At 40.9% G+C, this 19852-nt stretch carries 16 protein-coding genes; 3 read left to right on the top strand and 13 right to left on the bottom strand.

What is annotated here, in order from left to right; genetic code table 11:
- Nucleotides 1–298: 298 nt before the first annotated feature.
- Nucleotides 299–1099 carry a 2-keto-4-pentenoate hydratase gene (locus EKM76_RS09215; RefSeq protein ID WP_125550383.1) on the top strand — a complete coding sequence of 267 codons (801 nt, stop codon included), beginning with the start codon at nt 299–301 and terminating at the stop codon, nt 1097–1099.
- Nucleotides 1100–1156: 57 nt separating this feature from the next.
- Here the strand turns inward: EKM76_RS09215 and EKM76_RS09220 are convergent, their stop codons facing one another.
- From EKM76_RS09220 to EKM76_RS09265, 10 genes are all read right to left on the bottom strand, one after another.
- Nucleotides 1157–1870: an amino acid racemase gene (locus EKM76_RS09220; protein WP_125550384.1), complete on the bottom strand. Its 714-nt coding sequence runs from the start codon at nt 1868–1870 to the stop codon at nt 1157–1159.
- Nucleotides 1870–3132 (bottom strand): carboxylate--amine ligase, encoded by a 1263-nt coding sequence (locus EKM76_RS09225; protein WP_125550385.1) that lies wholly within the window; start codon nt 3130–3132, stop codon nt 1870–1872. Before EKM76_RS09225 ends, EKM76_RS09220 begins: the two co-directional genes overlap by 1 nt.
- Before the next feature lie 7 nt (nt 3133–3139).
- Nucleotides 3140–4681, bottom strand: coding sequence for a UDP-N-acetylmuramoyl-L-alanyl-D-glutamate--2,6-diaminopimelate ligase (locus EKM76_RS09230; protein ID WP_125550386.1), 1542 nt, complete (start codon nt 4679–4681; stop codon nt 3140–3142).
- A 259-nt stretch (nt 4682–4940) separates the two neighbouring features.
- A complete protein-coding gene (locus EKM76_RS09235; protein WP_125550387.1) occupies nt 4941–6197 on the bottom strand; it encodes a serine hydrolase in 1257 nt (418 codons plus the stop codon).
- Nucleotides 6198–6275: 78 nt separating this feature from the next.
- Nucleotides 6276–7427: a sensor histidine kinase gene (locus tag EKM76_RS09240; RefSeq protein WP_125550388.1), complete on the bottom strand. Its 1152-nt coding sequence runs from the start codon at nt 7425–7427 to the stop codon at nt 6276–6278.
- 25 nt (nt 7428–7452) lie between these two features.
- Nucleotides 7453–8142 carry a response regulator transcription factor gene (locus tag EKM76_RS09245; protein ID WP_125550389.1) on the bottom strand — a complete coding sequence of 230 codons (690 nt, stop codon included), beginning with the start codon at nt 8140–8142 and terminating at the stop codon, nt 7453–7455.
- 150 nt (nt 8143–8292) lie between these two features.
- Nucleotides 8293–9447 (bottom strand): mannitol-1-phosphate 5-dehydrogenase, encoded by a 1155-nt coding sequence (locus EKM76_RS09250; RefSeq protein WP_125550390.1) that lies wholly within the window; start codon nt 9445–9447, stop codon nt 8293–8295.
- A 1-nt stretch (nt 9448) separates the two neighbouring features.
- On the bottom strand, nt 9449–9892 hold the full coding sequence (locus EKM76_RS09255; RefSeq protein WP_125550391.1) for a PTS sugar transporter subunit IIA: 444 nt from the start codon (nt 9890–9892) through the stop codon (nt 9449–9451).
- Entirely contained in the window at nt 9889–12015 is a 2127-nt protein-coding gene (locus tag EKM76_RS09260) for a BglG family transcription antiterminator (RefSeq protein ID WP_225417911.1), read from the bottom strand. Before EKM76_RS09260 ends, EKM76_RS09255 begins: the two co-directional genes overlap by 4 nt.
- Before the next feature lie 41 nt (nt 12016–12056).
- Complete coding sequence (locus tag EKM76_RS09265) at nt 12057–13850, bottom strand: PTS mannitol transporter subunit IICBA (RefSeq protein ID WP_125550392.1); 1794 nt, start codon at nt 13848–13850, stop codon at nt 12057–12059.
- 226 nt (nt 13851–14076) lie between these two features.
- On the opposite strand from EKM76_RS09265, the gene EKM76_RS09270 reads away from it, so the two are divergent.
- The gene (locus EKM76_RS09270) at nt 14077–14787 is read left to right on the top strand and encodes a glucosamine-6-phosphate deaminase (protein ID WP_125550393.1); all 711 of its coding nucleotides are present in this window, start codon (nt 14077–14079) and stop codon (nt 14785–14787) included.
- 106 nt (nt 14788–14893) lie between these two features.
- Here the strand turns inward: EKM76_RS09270 and EKM76_RS09275 are convergent, their stop codons facing one another.
- Nucleotides 14894–16369, bottom strand: a complete 1476-nt coding sequence (locus EKM76_RS09275; RefSeq protein ID WP_125550394.1) for an ABC transporter substrate-binding protein/permease — start codon at nt 16367–16369, stop codon at nt 14894–14896.
- 186 nt (nt 16370–16555) lie between these two features.
- On the opposite strand from EKM76_RS09275, the gene EKM76_RS09280 reads away from it, so the two are divergent.
- Nucleotides 16556–16888, top strand: coding sequence for a hypothetical protein (locus tag EKM76_RS09280; protein ID WP_125550395.1), 333 nt, complete (start codon nt 16556–16558; stop codon nt 16886–16888).
- 705 nt (nt 16889–17593) lie between these two features.
- Here the strand turns inward: EKM76_RS09280 and EKM76_RS09285 are convergent.
- On the bottom strand, nt 17594–18157 hold the full coding sequence (locus EKM76_RS09285; protein WP_125550396.1) for a cob(I)yrinic acid a,c-diamide adenosyltransferase: 564 nt from the start codon (nt 18155–18157) through the stop codon (nt 17594–17596).
- Nucleotides 18158–18393: 236 nt separating this feature from the next.
- Nucleotides 18394–19590, bottom strand: coding sequence for an acetate/propionate family kinase (locus EKM76_RS09290; RefSeq protein WP_125550397.1), 1197 nt, complete (start codon nt 19588–19590; stop codon nt 18394–18396).
- Between the last annotated feature and the right edge of the window lie 262 nt (nt 19591–19852).

The raw sequence follows: 19852 nt of genomic DNA on the forward strand, positions 1-19852 counted from the left end.
AACCTTGATGACGGTTATTCTGGATTACAATGACAAGTTTGATCAGCGGGTGCATAAGGGATTCAACATGGTTGAAGACACATTAGAATCTATGTTTTAAAAAAAGGACGAGAGGCTTTTCTATTTACACATAAAATTTGACACTCTCTATCGTAAATAACTGTACGCGACTAAGTTATTGTTAGTAATGACAATAAGAATTTGGGTGGTATCACGCCGTAACGTCCCAGAAATACAATTGTATTTCTGGGACGTTTTTTAGTAATTAATTTAAAATCTAACTTAGGAGATGTTTGTTATGAGTGACGCAACTACATTAACCGTTCAATCAGCAACAGAAACTAAGGTGGCCAACGCTTTACATCAGGCGTTAACAACACAAAAACCATTAAAAGCCAGTGACTGGGAACCAGTTGTACCTGACTTTGAAACCGCCTATCGGGTGCAGCATGCTTTCACTGAATTAAAAAATGATCCGGTAGCCGGCTATAAAGTTAGCTTAACTTCTGCAGCAACGCAGAAGATGTTTGATTCTGACTCCCCTTTTTATGGTGCTGAAACCAAATCAGCATGGCTCACCAGTCCAGCACAGTTACCGCTGAGTGAGCTCATGGATCCGCTGTTAGAAGTCGAAATGGTCTTCACCGCTAAAGCAGCCTTATTGCCTAGCGATACTGCAAAAGAATTGCTGGCTAAAGTCGGTGTTGCCGCTGGCGTCGAACTTCCTGACTCTCGCTTTAGCGATTGGTTTCCAGCGCTCTCCAAGTACTTAGTCGTTGCTGACGGTGCCGTTGGTGGTCGCGTTGTGTACGGTAAAGATACAACTGAATCATTACAAACCCCAGACTTAGCCACAGTTGATTGCACGCCCACTTTAGATGGTAAAGAACTAGGTACTGGTAAATCATCTGAAGTTTTAGGTAACCCACTGAACTCATTGAAATGGCTTGTTGGCAAACTCGCCGAACAAGGAGTCGCCTTCCCAGCAGGTACCAAAGTTTCCAGCGGTACGTTCCTATTACCACCACATTTACAAAAAGGCCATTATGTTGCTCACTTCAGTAAATACTTTGCTGATGTCGAAGTAACCGTCGCTTAAAGCCAAAAAAATACACCGCTAAGGGTGTATTTTTTTGTAACTTTTACGCGGCTCTTTTTAAGCGCGGCGCAGTTCCAGAGCTAATTCTAGGGTTCGATCAGCAATGATCGATTGCGAATCAGCTACTGGATATTGATGATTCGGTGCTAATTCTTGGGCCAATGATAATTCGGTACAGCCTAAAATAATCACGTCCACCTTAAGATCACGCATCATGTCGGACAAGATTTCGTGATACAAAGTTGGATCTACGGCCCCTTGTTCTTCTTTGATCGATTGATAGATCAACCGCGTAATTTTTTCTTGGATCGCTGGTGTAGGATCAACTTCAGTTAAGCCGGCATCCGCAATGTATTTATGGTAAACCTGGCTGCTGATGGTTCCTTGCGTTGCCGCTAAGCCAATTCGCTGTGCTTGCGGATAACGCTTTTGCAGTGCCCGAACAGTTTCTTGGGGCATATTTAAAAATGGCACATCACTGGCTGCCGCTAATTCATCATAGAAATAGTGGGCTGTGTTACAAACCATCACCATAAAATCAGGCTTGAGTAGATTTTGCTGTTGTACATCTTCGATCAGATCAGGCAAAAAATTTTGTTGCTTATGATCCAACAAATAAGTTGTCCGATCAGGCACAGTGGCGTGATTGACCAAAATATAGTTCAAATAGTCTTGATCTCGCTTAGCGGGCGTCCGCTGATTCAAAATTCGAATATAGCTTTCAGTCGCCAGCGTTCCCATACCACCTAAAACTGAAAAGAAGTGACGCATTACATGTCCCCCTTGTTTTCCTTAAAATAATCCTTGAAGCGACCATTATAAAGGTAAAAGGCGTATTTTTGCAAGATATAGCGCTTAGGATTCATATCTTGTTTAAAGAAAACCGTCGTCCCGTAACGCTTGGCTGCCAATAACTCTAAGGCTCGTTGCTTATCTTCATTATCCCGTGCGTACTGTTTGAAAACTTTAACTGGTACACCTAACCATAGTTTCTGCTGGCTTTCATTTTGATTACCGTAGACAGTTGGTTTGTCTTTTAGGGCGCCAGTGACTCGATCTTCAATCACATATTCCGCTAAATTATAACCATTTAACGTTACAAAGAAGCTACTACGGCCTTGACGTAAATTGATTTCGAATAATTTAAACGTCTGATCGCGGCGATCGTATTTCATATCAAAGTTACAGAAACCAGTAAATTCAATGGCCTCTAAGAAATGCTGAATTTGATCATAAACGGCCTGGTTATATTCCGGCAAAATCGCGACGTAATTACCAATATCTGCTGGTGTTGGGTCTTCCAATAATGGGTGGCCCAAGCACATTAATTTCACATGATGATATTGATCAACGTAACAGTTTAACGTCCGCATATTACTGTCATCCCCAGGAATAAAGTCCTGCAGAATCAAATCAGCCGTATAGCCATGATCGTAAATTTTACTGACAATATCATCAAATTCAGCACGATCTTTGATCCGAAAAGCCTTCTTACGACCTTCAAATTTAATATCTAGCCATTCAACTGCATTCGATGGTTTCAGCGCTACTGGATACTCATAAGGGACATCAATTGTAGCAACACCATTTTTATAGTCTGCCTTACTAATGATCTGTGTCAATGGGTGCGGCAAATCATAACGATCGGCCATTTCATAAAAAGCTTCCTTGCTGATCAATTGTTCAACTAAATTGTAATCAACATAAGGCACAACAAACGTTTTTTCTAAAAAAGTTTTATGTTTAGAAACTAATTCTACATAGCCATCACCACAGGCGATCAATACAGCTTTTTTATTGATGTTTTCATACCGTTTAGCAATTTTAGTCATATTTTCAATAAACCCTGGATCTTCGCTAAAACCAGGGAAGGTTTCGACATTAACAATTTTACTGTACTTAGTTGGCGCAAATTGTATACTAGCGTACGCCGTTGATTTAACACCGTAGCGTTCATAGAATGCTCGGGCCATACCATAAACATTAATATCGCTCCCTAAAAGTACGGGAATAAAATCCATCTCACTATCCATATTATGCTTACAATCCTCTCACTATTTCTTTAGCAACGACCATATCTGTCGGGTATGGTGTATCGACGCCATTCACCTTCTGATAAGCATCGTCACCCTTACCTGCTAACACGACAATATCGTTGGCAGTGCTGGTTGCAATCGCCGCGGCAATTGCTTTTTTTCGGTCAATTTCAATTGTGACCTTAACCTTACTATGATCAATATGTGCATCAATTTCTTGAGCAATTTTTAAGGGCTCTTCAAATCCAGGATCATCAGCCGTTAAAAATGCCACATCGGCATACTCAGTTAAAACTTTACCAAAGCCAGCACGCCGTGAAACGCCCTTATTACCTGGACTACCCACGACGACGATCACCTTTGCATCAGGTTGCTGACCTTCAAGAAAGCTAAGTAAAGCCTTCATACTAGCATAATTATGCGCATAATCAGCATAAATTGTGCCATGGCTAACTGTTTGCAGGGACTCCATTCGCCCAGGCACATAAGCAGCCGCTAAGCCTGCTTGAATCGCAGCGGTGGTCGCGCCAGCTAGGCTAGCTGTAATGGCAGCGGCAACGGCGTTACTTTCATTAAAGTTACCAGGCAAGCTCAATTTATACTGACCACTGGCCGTTAACGCACGCGCCTTAGCCGTTTGCGGATATAACTTAAATTGGCTAGCAGTTAAATCAGCTTCTTCACTTTGATAGCGAAAATCGATTGCCGGTAACGCAATCGCTGGTTGAAAATCCTGCTTAGCAAATAAATAAATATCTTGCGGCTGGCTAGTGGCTTCAGCAGCCTGATAAACTGCATTTAAATGCGCCGTTTCAGCATTGATCAAGCAGATCCGCGAATTAACTAGCAGTTGTAACTTGCAGTGCAGATAGTCCGCAAAATTCGGATGCTCGGTCGGCCCAATATGATCTGGCGTAATATTCAAGAAAACGCCGACGTCAAAATGGAGCCCGTAAACACGATCCTTCTTGTAAGCCTGTGACGAAACCTCCATCACTAAATGTGTCATCCCTGAATCAACTGCGGTGCGCATATCGTGAAATAAGTCCAATGATTCTGGCGTGGTTAAGTGCGACTTGAATTCTTGCTCTGGTCGCGGTCCAACAATGCGATCGATCGTAGAAAATAATGCTGTTTGATTGTTAGTTGCGGTTTTTAAAATATCATGTGTGAAGTAACTTGAAGTCGTCTTCCCTTTAGTTCCTGTGTAAGCAATGATAAAAAGCTCATTTTGTGGGAAGCCGTAAAACGCTGCACTGATCAACGCCATCGCCTTTTGAATATTGGTGACGATAAAAGTAGCCAGCCCAGCACCTTCAGCAAATTCAGTTTCCGCCATGTAGGCGCTGGCGCCATTTTTTCGTGCAGTGGTTAAATATTCTGGCTTAAAGGCACCTTTACAGAAAAAAAGTGAATTCGCACTACTTTTACGCGAATCATACGCCATCGCGCTCACTTGTGGCATAACCGCGTCAGGCACCACTGACTTGATCAGCAACTGATGTTCGTTCAGTAAGTTAGTTATTTCGGCAAATTGTAACTGCATACGATACCTGCCTCTTTCTTGCTTTTTTAATTAAATTAGATCGAAACTAAATGCGCATAATTAGCTGCGCATGACATAAAATTAGCCCCTTAATTATAGCACAAAACCGATGACGTTAAATATCGCCATCGGTTTCAAGTTTAGCATGTAATGCATAACCATACTAGGTGGTTATGCCGGATTAATGAAAAATTTAAGTAAGAAACTTGTCACAAATTTTGTATCAGCGTACCTAAAAAATTAGATTTTGCAACGCTCGTTAAAAGAAATCCACAACTTGTGCTTTAAATAAGTCAAAGCCAGTTAATTTATTCACTGCTTTTTGCGTCGTGACGGTTGTTGCCTTAGGTGTTTGTCCAGGCAAATAACGCAACGTTACAGGCGTTTTAATTTGTGCTGTACCCACTTGCTTATTGACCGCAACTGGCGCTGTTAGCGGCGTTTTTGCGGTTACTTTATACGTTAGCTTAGCCTTGGCTTGCGTTTTAGGCAGCCAGAAACCCACTTGCTGTGCTAAGCCAACCGCCACATTAGTTTGCGTCCCAAATTTCACGGGTAAGCGTTTCTGATTAGCTGGTGCGCTACCCTTAGCTAAGTTTTGATAACTTTGCGTATCGTAGACGGAGTTCATGATCTTAGCTGTTTCAACAAAACGGGCGTTACTGTCCGTCTCATTTTGATTGGCGTGCATGACCACCGTTATGATCCGCCGCCCATCCTTTTTAACTGTACCGGTAAAACAAGCACCAGCTAGATCCGTTGTCCCTGTTTTTAAACCGTCAACCGGTAAATTAGCATCTGCGGCGGTTTGTCCCGGTAACATATTATTCCAAGTTTTTAAGGTCGTCGCGGAACTAGTTCCCATGGCGAATTCCATACTCGTTTGTTTAGTTGTATTAAGGACCTCAGGAAAATCAGTCAGTAAATGTTGGGCCACAATTGCCATATCAGCTGCTGACATTTTATTTTCATCAGTCTTCGCTGAGCCGGGATAGATTTGATCTTCCAGGTAGCTATTATTCAGACCACTTAAATTCACAATATAGGCGTCGGTGATCCCCCACTGCTGCAATTGTGCCCGCATTTGCTTAACTGCCGCAGTTTGCGAACCAGCAAACGCATCACCTAACATCATCGCCGCTGAATTAGCCGACTGGATCAGTGCCGCGTCGTAAAGATCACGTACCGAATATTGACCATTTTCTGTTAATGGGACATTCGTTAACTCGGTATCCTGAGTTAATTTATAAGCCAGCGCACTAACTGGTACTTGTGTATCCCAACTAAGCTTACCTTGCTTAATTGCATTTAAAGTCAGATAAACCGTTAATAATTTGGTCATTGAGCCAATTGGTAAAACTTCACTTCCTGATTGATCAAATAAAATCTGACCGCTTTGCGCATCGACCGCCAAACCAGCTTTAGCATCAACTGTTTCAGCGGCTAAGGTTGGCCCCGCACTACCTAGTAATAGCCCCAGAATCAAAGTCACCCGTACCATAACTTTTTTAAACATAATTTCTCCTATCTCACAAAAAATACAAGCTTATTAGCATCACCCGCTATTAAGCATTTGATATCCGCAGCAACTGGCTTATTCTGTCGGACGTGGTGGTAATTTTTCGCCGTGTTTTAAAGGTAGGCGAATAATAAAACTGGTTAATTTCTTTTCCGATGTGGCATAGATCTCACCCTCATGTAAGGAGACAATGCTTTGTGCAATGGCTAGACCTAGGCCAGTCCCACCAGTGGCAGTTGAGCGTGACTCCTCGACCCGATAAAACCGATCAAATAATTGTGTTAAAGCAGTCTGCGGAATTGGTTGCCCATCGTTAGCCACCTTGATCACGACTTCTTGTCCATGAGCGACCGCCGATAAATAAATGTGATGCCCACCGTTACCATATTTTAGCGCATTACTGATTAAATTATTAAAAACACGGCTAAGCTTCTCGGCGTCAGCCATCATCACCAGTGGATCAGGTCGATAATTAACGCTGATCTGCATCTGTTTTTTAGTTGCTTCTAGTTCAAAACTAGCCGCCACTTGTTCCAACATTTGGCCCATATCCAATTTAGAGATCGTTAATGGCGTTGTCGTTTGGCGAACCTTAGTGTACTCAAATAAATCCTCGACTAAACTCTGCATTTGTTTAGCTTTTTCAAAGGCAATATGAGCGTACTGCAGCAGCTGCTTTTCTTGATGAAATTGATGCTCCTCGATCAAGCCCAGATAACCAATGATCGAAGTCAACGGTGTCCGTATATCATGACTAACATTAGTGATCAGTTCGTCTTTTGAATTTTCAATTTTCCGTTCTTCATCCATCGATTGCACAGTCGAAGCCACCAAGGCGTTGATACTTAAAATCACACGCTGCAAGTCACCACTGAGTTTAAACGGGATTCGATGTTCAAAATGGCCATCAGCAATATAATGTAATTCAGCAATAACGTGACTTAATTGCATTTGGTGGTAACGGCGAATTAAACGCCAATAAACAACGGCAGCATCAAATAGTAACATGGCAAACGTGAAAACATTCTGCCAGCTCATTAGATGAAACCCATTAGGACCGATTGCAACGGCATTTTTGATTTGAAAAATCCCATCATTTAACGCCTGATTATTTTGGATCGATTGATTTAAAATCACGATCACTGATAAATTCAATAATAGAAGTAAAATCACCGTCACGACACCTTCAACGAATAAGGCACTTTTTTCTCGGCCGGTTAATTTCAATTTTCGTTCCGCCTCCACTTGTAAGCTAGTGTGCTTCGACTTTATAGCCGACACCCCAGACAGTTTGGATCACTTTCTCGCCGTCAGTTGCTTCTTCGATTTTGTCACGTAAATGACTAACATGGACCATTACGGTTTTGGCTGAAACAATACTTTCTTGCTGCCAAACACGTTCAAAAATTTCATCCGCCGAGAAAACACGGTTAGGGTGGCTAGCCAATAAATATAAAATACCAAATTCAAGTGCAGTCAACTGAATCTGACGGCCAGTTAAAGTTGTGACTTCATGAGAATCCTTCTTAATTTCCAGTGGTCCGATTTCTAAAACATCTGGTGCATCATTTGTTACTTGTTGTTGACTACGACGCAATAAAGATTTGACCCGCGCCATAACTTCCAACGGATTAAATGGCTTGGCCACATAATCATCGGCGCCACTGATCAGCCCTTGGATTTTATCCATATCTGCCGTTTTAGCTGACAACATTAGAATCGGAATTTGTGAATCCTTACGAACAGCACGGACGACTTCCATCCCATCCATATTCGGCATCATAATATCCAATATCATCAGCGCAGTATCTGGATTAGTGGCTAACTTAGTTAGTGCTTCCTTGCCGTCATAAGCTTTAATTGTGGTGTAGCCTTCATTTTGAATGTAAATACTTAAAAGTTCAACAATATCTTTATCATCATCAACGACTAAAATTTTCATTAATTGGGTCCTCCTAATTTAGGACGATTACTAAACCTGTCCAAGCATATCTGTTCTTAGTGTAGCAAATTAATCTTGATTTTTCTTTAAAATTAGCACACAAAAAAAGAATTGCATCGTTTCAAATGCAATTCTTAAAAATAGTTAATTTTATTTAGTAGCTAATTTAGCCTGATAACTTTTAGCAATGGCGGCAATTAACTCGTCGTCAGTTAAGCTAGTCACCTGTTTGATCACGGTCGTTAAATCGTTCTCCTTAAGTAACTGTTGTAACTTAACGCTTTCTTCATCACTAGGTTCATCATAAGTGAAGATCATGCCCACGGTGTCTAACAATATATCGTAGTTTAAGTTACGAGCCTTAAGTTCACGAATTGGCCGAATGAAGCGTTCATCAAAGCCTAATTTACGCATTGGTGTCCGGGCAACTCGGGAGATATCATCAGAGATGTACGTGTTTTGGAAACGACTGGCAACTTTATCTTGATAAGCTTTCAATTCTTCAACCGTAAAGTCCCATTTATGGCTAAGCAAATCACGAGTTTCAGCCAAAGCGCCTTGTAATTGTTTGAAAATTTCAGGATCAGCAATGGCCTCACCAATCGTCGTGTCGCCTTTGTACTTACCGGTATAAGCAACTGTTGCGTGGCCAGTATTAACGGAGAATAATTTCCGTTCAATGTAGGGTTCCAAATCAGGTACATAAACGACTGTGTCCAATTTGATTTCTGGACGAACCATTTGTGATTCGTCGATGACCCATTCTTTAAATGGTTCAACTGAAACCGCTAATGGGTCATCATGATGTTGTAGTGGCACGATTCGATCAACCGCTGCATTAGGAAAACCAACATGGCTATTAGCATAAGTTTCATCTGCATCAGCTAAATGCTTATAAACTTCAGTCTTTAAAAATTGGCTGCCACCGATCATATTTTCACAAGCGATAACATCTAATTTAGTTTCGTCACCTGCTGCTGCACGGGCTTTGATACCATCAGCAATCAATGGTGCGATAAATGGTAAGATTTTAGGACCAATTGCAGTGGTCACTAAATCAGTTTTTTCAATTGCCGCCACAACTGCTTCTGGATGATCTTTGTTGTTCAAACCATCAACGTTAGCAACATGAATTTTTTCATGGCCAGCAGCTGCCAGCTCAATATCGTATTCATGACGTTGATTTAACGCATTAATGATCGTGCTATTAACATCAACAAAATCAATACTAAAACCATTAGCAGCTAAAGTCTCCCCGATAAAGCCACGACCAATATTACCTGCACCAAAATGTACTGCTTTCACACTACTCAACCTCTTTCAATAAGTTTATGATTTCTGTTACTGATTGTGCATCAGCCAGTTTTTCTACATTATGAATGTCACTGCAGAACAAAGCAATTTGTGATAATAATTGTAAATGTTCTCCATTCAAACCAGCAATACCGAAAACAACGGTCACTAATTTTTCATCCGCTGGATCATCAGCAAAGTCAACGCCCCACGGCAATTGCACAATCGAGATCCCCGTTTCTTTGATGTATTGCTTACCATCTTCAGTCCCATGGGGGATCGCAATGAAATTACCCATGTACACAGAGACGTCGCGGTTACGCGCTAACATCGAATCAATATACGGTGCATCAACGTTGCCATTATCAACTAATAGTTGACCAGCCATCCGGATCGCATCTTCTTTAGTCTTAACTGACTGATTGATCTGAATCAATTTTTCATCTAAGCCCTTCATTTAAGGTCACCCTTTTCTATCGATTGTTGGTTAAGATACTTAATTTCATCTAGGAATAAACTGCTAATTAACTGATAAACAATTTGTTGACTACCAGTTTTATAAATCGCTAAGTTTAGATCACTTTCAATAATTGAGCCGCTGATCTTACCCATTAAACTATTTTCAGCAAACGTCATTTTTTCTGGCCCAAGCATCAGTAATACCCGCTTAAGCTCCATCGGTTGGCCATCCATTGCCGTGATCGACAATGCTTCACTTAAATCATACAATGAAAAGAAGGGCCGCTTAATGGCGCTATCCGTGGTGTGGATCAACGCTAACGGTGAATCGGGAATCCCAACTGGTGCCTGCTGCATCCGGGCAAGTAATTTTTCAGCAATTCGTTGTGGATCAGTCAAAACCACGCCGACTAAGCTAGTTGTGATCTGGCTTAAAGTCGCTAGCAGATCTTGTTGCCGATTATTTATTTGTTGGACAGCGATCCGTTCCAAAATATCATTGGCTGTTTTCATCACTTCATAGGCTGCTTTAAAATCTTGCGCTCGTTCATTTAATTGTGGCTGCGGCGCTACCGGCTTAGTTTCGGCCTCGCCATAGGAAGACTGTAAATAATCGGTGATTTCTTTGATCTCACTGCTCAATAATAATGGACTGATCATTTTGTAACTCATTGGGAAGCCCGGCAATACAATCGTTGATAAAACAATATCGTACTGATTTGGATCCAAATGATTTAAATCAGCTACCCGCGAAACATGGATCTTGGTCAGCTCAGGAATATTTTTTCTTAGCCGCGTTTCTAGAATCTTCGCCGTTCCGATACCATTAGCACAGACCACTAAGGCGGATAGGCTGGAACGTTTGACCCGTTTCTCGTACGATGACGCAAAATGAATCACAATATAGGCAACCTCACTATCAATAAATTCAGACTGTGGAAAAACTGTGACTAACACCTGCGCTACTATTTTGTAGAGCTGCGTGTACTCCGTTTTGATTCGTTTTAACACTGGGTTATTTAACTCAGGTAATTGCGAATGTGAACGTTTCAAAGCCGCCGCCAAATGCGCCATTAGATCCGTAAATAGCTGGTCATCTTGCCGGAAATCCCATTTAAATGCGGTCGAAACCTTTTGCACCAGCTCCCGAATCTGATAAGACAACGCCAGATCATAATTTTCTAGCAAAACATTTTTTGGTAAAGCAAAGCTCATTCCCTGAATCTGTAGCGCTAAAAACTCTAACTCTAACAAATTAACGTGATCCCGAATTGCTGGCGGAAATTGATTAAAAATATCGATTGCCACCTGTTGGTACTTAAATACCTCATTTTTATCAACATGTTTCAGCTCATCCAACGTTTGCCGTGCGGCGATCCGCATTGCTGAAACAGTCAATACGATGATCAACTGCTGTATTTGACTGTCCGAAAATTGACTAAAAGACTGCTGTTGATACTTTTGAATGGCTTGATAGCTGATCGCCAACAAGGTGGGATCCAATAATTTGATAAAGTAGCGTGAACTATATTCTGTTTCCGTTAACGATAACGTTCGCTGTTCCAAGTATTCAAAGAATTCATACTCGTTGATCTCGCTATTCAGTACGCCACTGAGAACGCGGCGCCAATTGCTTTCTTTGCCGGTAATTTGGACCCCTTGAGCCTTCTTACGTGAAAGCTGCAACCGATAATCCGTTAAAATAATTTCGATTGCTGTTAAATCCTGGGAAATCGTCGGCACACTAACACCAAACTCGTCCGCCAATTGCTTCATGGTAATAACCTGATCACGTAATAGCAGCCGACACGTTTCGGCACTTTGTCGCCGATGAACATCAAAATATTCGGGATGTTCCGCAGTCGTAATTTGTTGCTGTAATTTTTTCAGTGCCGCCGGTTCACCAACCAATCGATAGTGATTTTGTTGTTTGATCAATTGAATTTGTACCCGGGCTAACGTTGATTCTAAGCTGGATAGTTCACGATAAATCGTCCGTCGACTGACATTTAAATTTTTAGATAAATCTTCGCGGGTCAAACCTGCTTCATGCCGTAATAATAGAAAAATCATCTCTGCTTCACGATTGGAAAAGTACACGGTTACCAACCCTTCTGGCAACGTTTAAAAGCGGTTTAGTCACCACCGCTTTTAAAACGTGCTTATTTTAATTTCGAGATAATTTTAGCATACTCTGCATCATCTAACAGGTTTGCGACCACAATAATTTGTAAATTGCCAAATTGACTCTTGATCCGTTTAGCCGTTTCTTTGCTGGCTAGAACCAATACTTGTGGTTGATCGTTTAATTCGTTAACGGCCACGTTCCGCACGGTGATCTTTTTATCAGCCTTACGCAAGGCACTACGGAAAGTTGACATTGCCATCGTTGCTGAACCAACATTTTGATCATGATGGACAAAGTTCATTTCTTGAACTTGGCTGAAATCAACTGCATAATCACTTGTACCAGCGGTTACTTGTTCACTCGGTGTAGTCGCCGGTTGTTCAGTTGTGGTCACATCCTTAGTCTTTAAGCTAGTGATGATCTCATCATACTTAGGACTATTTAGGAAATTAGCCACAGAGACGTGAACCGCATTTGGCGTTTGTTTCAACGCCCGATCAGCTAATTCTTCCTGGGTAACAACCAGCAAACCAGCCTCATCCTGCAAACTACTGATCGCAGTGTTAGTCACTGACTGCGATAATCCAGCTTTTTTAACTTTATCCCGCAAAATTGAAGCGCCCATTGCGGATGAGCCCATCCCTGCATCACAAGCAAAGATGATCTTGCTAACTTCACCGCCAGCTAAAATTGCTTTCGCATCCTTAGTGTCGGTACCTTTAGCACTGCTCTTCATTGATTGTAACTGCGCTTGACTATCTTCCAGACTAACATCTGGTGTCTTATCACGTTTTAAGATAACCATTGAAATCAAGAATGATACGACTGCCGCAGCCGTAACCCCTAAAATAACACTAACAAAGTTGCCAATACCTTTTGGCGTCATCAGTAAAATCGAGATGATCGAACCAGGTGATGGTGAAGCCTTTAAGCCAGCACCTAACATATTGAAAGTGAAAGTACCAGTAACACCACCGGCGATAACGGATAAGAACAACATTGGTTTCATCAGGATATATGGGAAGTAAATTTCATGGATCCCACCTAAGAACTGAATAATGATTGCGCCAGGCGCGGATGATTTTGCGTTACCTTTGCCGAATAAAGCGAAGGCTAACAATACACCTAGCCCAGGACCAGGATTAGGTTCTAGCAAGAACAAGATCGACTTACCGGCCTTAGCAGCTGCTTGAATACCTAGTGGCGTTAAAATACCTTGATTGATCGCGTTATTCAAGAATAAAATTTTCGCTGGTTCAATAAAAATATTAGCTAACGGAATTAAATGAATTGAAATAATGTAATCAACGCCAGTCGCTAACCAACCACTAGCAGTAGAAACAACTGGGCCGATCGCATAAAAGCCTAGAATAGCTAACAACATCCCGATAATACCAGCCGAGAAATTGTTGACCAACATTTCAAATCCTTGGTGAATATGTGGTTGAACTTTTTCATCCCACTTTTTAATACACCAACCGCCAAATGGCCCTAAAGCCATGGCACCAATAAACATTGGAATATTAGAACCTACGATGACCCCCATTGCTGCAATAGCACCAACAACGCCACCACGATGACCAGAAATTGCTTTACCACCTGAATAGGCAATTAATAATGGCAATAAATAAGTAACCATCGGCGTACCGATTTTTGCTAATTCTGCATTAGGTAACCAACCTGTTGGAATAAATAGCGCTGTCATTAGTCCCCAAGCAATAAATGCTCCGATATTAGGCAATACCATGTTCGATAAGGCACTACCTAAACGTTGGACTTTCGTTTTAAGTGAAGTTTTCTTTTTTGAATTATTTGCTGTCGCTTCCATAGCTTAAAACGCTCCTCTCTTTTATCTCTTATTCGTATGCATTCATTGTAGCGCTTACAGAAATCGCAGCAACCAGAACTTTGGCACAGATAAGTGTGCCATTTCTAAACCTACCTATTGCAACTGCGAAAAATTTGCGCAAAGGACTTGACTATTTTTCAATACGATTTATAATTGGACTATACCAATAAAGGTACGACAACTTATGAAAAGGGGTTCTAACATAATGAACGTAATTATTGTTAAAGATCAAGTCGAAGGCGGTCGCAAAGCAGCAGATATGGTGATCGACGCTGTTAAAAATGGTGCTAAAGTAATCGGTTTAGCAACTGGTAGTACACCAGAAACCATGTATAAAGATTTGATTGCTAGTGATGTTGATTTCACTAAAATGACCTCAATTAATTTAGACGAATACGTTGGTCTAGCACCAGAAGATAGCCAAAGCTACCATTATTTCATGGCTAAACATTTATTTGATGCTAAACCTTTTGCTAAAAGCTACGTTCCTAATGGCTTAGCTAAAGATGCTGACGCTGAAACAGCACGTTATAATAAAGTCATCGCCGACAACCCTCTTGACCTACAAGTATTAGGTTTAGGCCGTAATGGTCACATCGGTTTTAACGAACCTGGTTCACCTATCGATGCCCAAACACGCAAAGTTGCTTTGACTGAATCTACAATTGAAGCTAACTCACGTAACTTTGAACATGAAGAAGACGTGCCTAAGTTTGCTTACTCAATGGGTATTGGTTCGATCATGAAGTCACATAACATTATTTTGATGGCTTGGGGTACTGAAAAAGCTGACGCCGTTAAGGGCTTAGTTGAAGGCCCAGTCACACCTGACTGCCCAGCAAGTATCTTGCAGAAGAAAGACAACGTCACAGTTATCGTTGACGAAGCTGCTGCATCTAAGTTGAGCAACAAATAATTAATTTGATTTTTGAAGCAACTCACCCAGTGAGTTGCTTTTTTTGTTTCCTTTAACGCAAAAATGGATCAGCGCAGATTAACTACGCTGATCCATTTTCTATCAATTAATTTGAAGCGGCCAACCGCTTTTCAAAAATAGCTAACACACGCGAAATACCAAACGTTAACACGAAGTAAATCAGTGATGCAATAACTAATGGATAGAACGGTTTAAAACTAGCCCCTTGGACCACGCCAGTTTCAAACATTAATTCGCTGACACCGATCACTGAAACCACCGATGAATCCTTTAAGATCGTAATGAATTCATTACCCAACGCAGGCAAAATATTTTTTATGGCTTGCGGCAAGACGACATAGCGCATACTAGCAGCTTGATTCAGCCCTAGCGAACGTGCAGCTTCCATTTGCCCTGGCTTAACTGAATTGATTCCTGAGCGAACAATTTCTGCAACATAAGCAGCTGAATTCAGCGAAACTGCGATCATACTGGATAGCAAGGCTGACAGACCTAACCCTAGCATTTGAGCACCGAAAAAGGCGATAAAAACTTGAATTAAGAGTGGTGTGCCCCGAATAAATTCAATATAGACAACCGCAATTGCTTTTAGGATAAAATTCCGTGAGCGCTTCATAAAGGCTAGCAAAGTACCGAGAACAACCCCGAAAAAGACCCCAATAACGGCTAGTTCAATGGTATACCAAGTTCCTTTGAGGAAATAACTACCATATTGGCTAAAGAAGCTATTTTTTTGGAACATTAATTTGCTTGCATCAGCTTGGTACCCTTTCAATAAATGCTTTTGGTTGATTTGCGTAATTGATTTATTGACTGCCGCAGTTAAGCCGGGCGCATTTTTGGGTAAGGCAACCGCCGTTTCTTTAGTCGATTCAGCAAACGTCGTTTTGGTTAAAACAAAGTCTTTATTTTGCGCAATATAAGTATCTGCCACTGGCTTTTCGATCACGATCGCCTTAATTTTATTATTCTGTAAATTCAAGACTAGATCGGTCATCTTCTGTAACGAAGTTATTTTAGCCCCAAATAGTTCTTTTTGAGCAAGTTCTTCCTGAAAAGACTGTTTTTGTACGCCTACTTTAACGTCTTCATAATCTGCTGATGACTTTAATTTTGCTGCATCCTCTTTTTTCGCCATCACGACTTGCTTAACGTTCAGATAAGGCTTAGAAAAAGTGACTTCTTTTTCCCGTTCTGGCGTTTTCGACATCCCTGAAATGATCATGTCAATTTTGCCAGTTTTTAATGCCCCTAATAATGCATCAAAGCCCATTTCATTTATTTTCAGTTTGACGCCTAGATCTTGGGCAATTTTTTTGGCAATACTAATATCAAAACCAACGATTTCGTCCTTACCTTTAATGGTTTGATGAAATTCATACGGCGGGTAGTCCGCCGATAGCCCAACTGTGATGTACCCTTTTTTCTTGATGGAATTTAAATGTTGATCCGTTAACGTCGTATTTGGTGTTGTTGCCGCATTAGCGGTGCCTGCTAGCGGTACAACGACTGCCAACATAACAAATAATGCCATTAACAGACGTCCCAGTTTACTTTTCATTGGTAAAGCCCTCCTTGTTTCCTAATTACGTTTTAATGTTTAGCCATATTATACGCATTTAAAAATATTTATGCAAGTAAATTCATTAATAAGTGTTTTTTTATCTTTTTTATTCATTTTAAATGTATATTTGGTATTTTTAAAGGACACTGGTAAAATAAGTGCAGTGATATTAACAGGGGAGGAGTGATCACAATAGTTAAAAAAATTAGTTTAGTTAGCTTAATTATTTCACTCACTTTCGCCCTATTACTCGCTTTTCTTGCCGATAAAGGGACATTACTACTTAATCTATCTAATAATCTATTTTTACTTGGCTTGTTTATTCTGATCATTGCAATTATTCTCTACTTATATGATGTCCATCTTTTACGTCGTTTATTTCTAAGGCGCCATGATCATGAAAAAGACGTACCCGATTCTACTGACCAGTCCGCTTTCTACATTGAGTTGCGTTGGGCATTTTTATGGATCGGCCTCGGTGAAATTATCGTTAGTATCGTTTTATCTTTCTTATAAAAAATTCAAGGACGTAAAAAGAGGCCAGAATTTAAATTCTGGCCTCTTTATTTTTATTCTCGATTTATTTTTAAATGCCGTTTATGGTGCGGATGTGAATAAAAGCCCAATGCATTCATCAACGATAATATCAAACTCGCCATGACAAGTGCGCTTAACACGAAAATTATTGGTGAGTGGAACGTCAAAATTCCATAGAGACAAGCTACCATAATAGCAAGTTGCGCAATTACGATAGTGATTCGTATGTGGGGCGGTCTGGGTTGGTCAGATTTCAACGGCCTTCATTCCTTTTCATTAATAAAGTGACTTTTGCACTGGCAAAAGTTTGCATTTTCAAGACGGATGTCCTTCCTCGCTACGTTTTAAAAAAGCTAGTCGGACAGGCTCCTTTTCATTAATAAAGTGACTTTTGCACTAGCAAAAGTTTACATTTTCAAGACGGATGTCCTTCCTCGCTACGTTTTAAAAAAACTAGTCGGACAGGCTCCTTTTCATTAATAAAGTGACTTTTGCACTGGCAAAAGTTTGCATTTTCAAGACGGATGTCCTTCCTCGCTACGTTTTAAAAAAACTAGTCGGACAGGCTCCTTTTCATTAATAAAGTGACTTTTGCACTAGCAAAAGTTTACGTCGAGTAAACTTATTGATATCTGCATTGTAGCATATTTTTAACCGTCTGCAAATTTTGGCGCTGTTAATAAATTAACGGAAAACTGGCCGGCTATTGCGATACAAAATATCATCCTGACCTTCTAAAACATTGGCGTACCGAGCAACCGCAAAAAAATAGTCTGACAAACGATTGATAAAAACTAAAACATCCTGATTGATTTCGACAATGCCTTGTAACGAAACCACTTCCCGCTCAGCTCGTCGAGTGATCGTCCGCGCCACGTGTAGCATACCAGCCATTGCCGATCCACCAGGTAAAATAAACTTCTGTACAGCTGGTACCGCTTCTGTATAACGATCAATTTTATCTTCTAACCATTTAGTCGCCGCAGGATTAAAAATAAAACCATGTTTAGGATCAGCAGCCGGCGTTGCGAGGTCAGTTCCAACATCGAATAACAATTGCTGAATTTCTTCTAACTCAGCGTGCAGTTCTGCGGTTTTATCGGTTAGTTGGCTAGCGGTGTAACCTACCCATGAATTGAGCTCGTCAACAGAACCATAAGCATTGACTCGCATATCATCCTTAGCAACAACTTGATTGCCAATGATCCGTGTCTGCCCCTTATCGCCAGTTTTTGTATAGATTTTCATATCAATGACCTACCTTCTTATGTAATCGGTGGCTGACTATCGCTAGACAACAATATCAGGCTAAAGCCACCATTTATATTCTGTTAGAATTCTACCGCTTATGTCCTGCGCTAAGCAAGCGCTGTTCGCCTGGCCCTATTTCATCTAAATACAAAAATAGGGCTCAACCGTAAATAGCTTATGGTTGAGCCCCAATAACAGTCCAGTAAGCGCCAAAAATTATCTAAGCACCACTTTTATTCAAGCTGAGCGACCCGCACAACATCGCGAGCGATCATGATTTCTTCATCAGTTGGAATTACTAAGATCTTAGTTGTGCTATCGGCTGTTTCAATTGATAATGCGTCAGCTGCGTTTTTATCGGCATCTATTTTAGCGCCCAAATAGCCTAAATTCCGACAAGCTAGTTCACGGACTAGCGCAGAGTGCTCACCAATGCCAGCGGTAAATACGATACTGTCCACGCCGTTCAGTTCTGCGGCATAAGCCCCAATATAAAACTGAATCTGATGGGCAAAGACCTTTAAAGCTAAATCAGCCCGTTCTTGGCGCTTATCCGTGCTATCCGCTGCAATTTTAGCTAAGTCGCGAACGTCATTTGAAATACCAGATAAGCCAAGCAAACCAGATTGATTATTCAACATATCTTTAATAGCTTGCGCCGACATCCCAGCTTGATGCTGCAAATATAGAATAATTTGTGGATCAATATCCCCACTGCGCGTGCCCATGACTAAGCCAGCCAACGGGGTAAAGCCCATCGAATTGACGCTCGATCTACCATCTTTAATTGCCGTGATACTAGCGCCATTACCAATGTGGCAGGAAATAATTCGTTGGCTGTGATCAGGAAATAATTCGGCAGTTTTTAGTGCAATATACTGATGGCTTGGTCCGTGGAAGCCATAACGGCGGATACCATCTTCCGCATAATACTTGTAAGGAATGCCATAAATTTTATTCACGAGCGGCATAGTATGATGATAAGCGGTATCAAAAACAGCAACTGACTTTACATGTGGTAAGGCAACCGTAATTGCTTTTATCCCGACTAAATTAACCGGATTATGCAAAGGTGATAGTACACTTAATTGGTCAATATGCTTTTCAACCTCTGCATTGATCAGCGTTGAATCACTATAGTAGCTACCCCCGTTAGCGACACGATGACCTACCCCAGAAATTTCGCTATAATCAGTAATGATCCGCTCAGACAACAACATGTCTAAAACTAAATGGACTGCGACATAGTGGTCAGTGACCACTTGCGTTGCCTGATGCTTTTTCCCCTGATAAGTATACCTAAAAATTGCATCGTCTTTACCTACTCGCTCGATCATTCTTTCGACCATGACTGTTTCCGCCGGCATTTTATATAATTTGAATTTTAACGATGAGCTCCCACAATTGATTGCCATTACTTTTTTTGACACTAAATCACCTCAAATTTACTATTTTTAACAAAGAAACCGTTTTCATTTATCCGTAACTAAATTAGCATAAAGCTGATTAAAAAGCGAGCTTCCGCCCTTAACAATAAAATATAGGCCGGATTTACAATGTAAGTGCAACACCAAAATAACTAGACCAAAAAGGCCATGAAGCCTTAAACTTATAAGTGACAAAACCAATAAGTTAGGACGGACTTCATGACCCAATCTAAAGATACCATCAAAAAATCTTATAAGCAACTAT

The sequence above is a fragment of the Loigolactobacillus zhaoyuanensis genome, assembly GCF_003946385.1.
GTDB classification, from domain to species: domain Bacteria; phylum Bacillota; class Bacilli; order Lactobacillales; family Lactobacillaceae; genus Loigolactobacillus; species Loigolactobacillus zhaoyuanensis.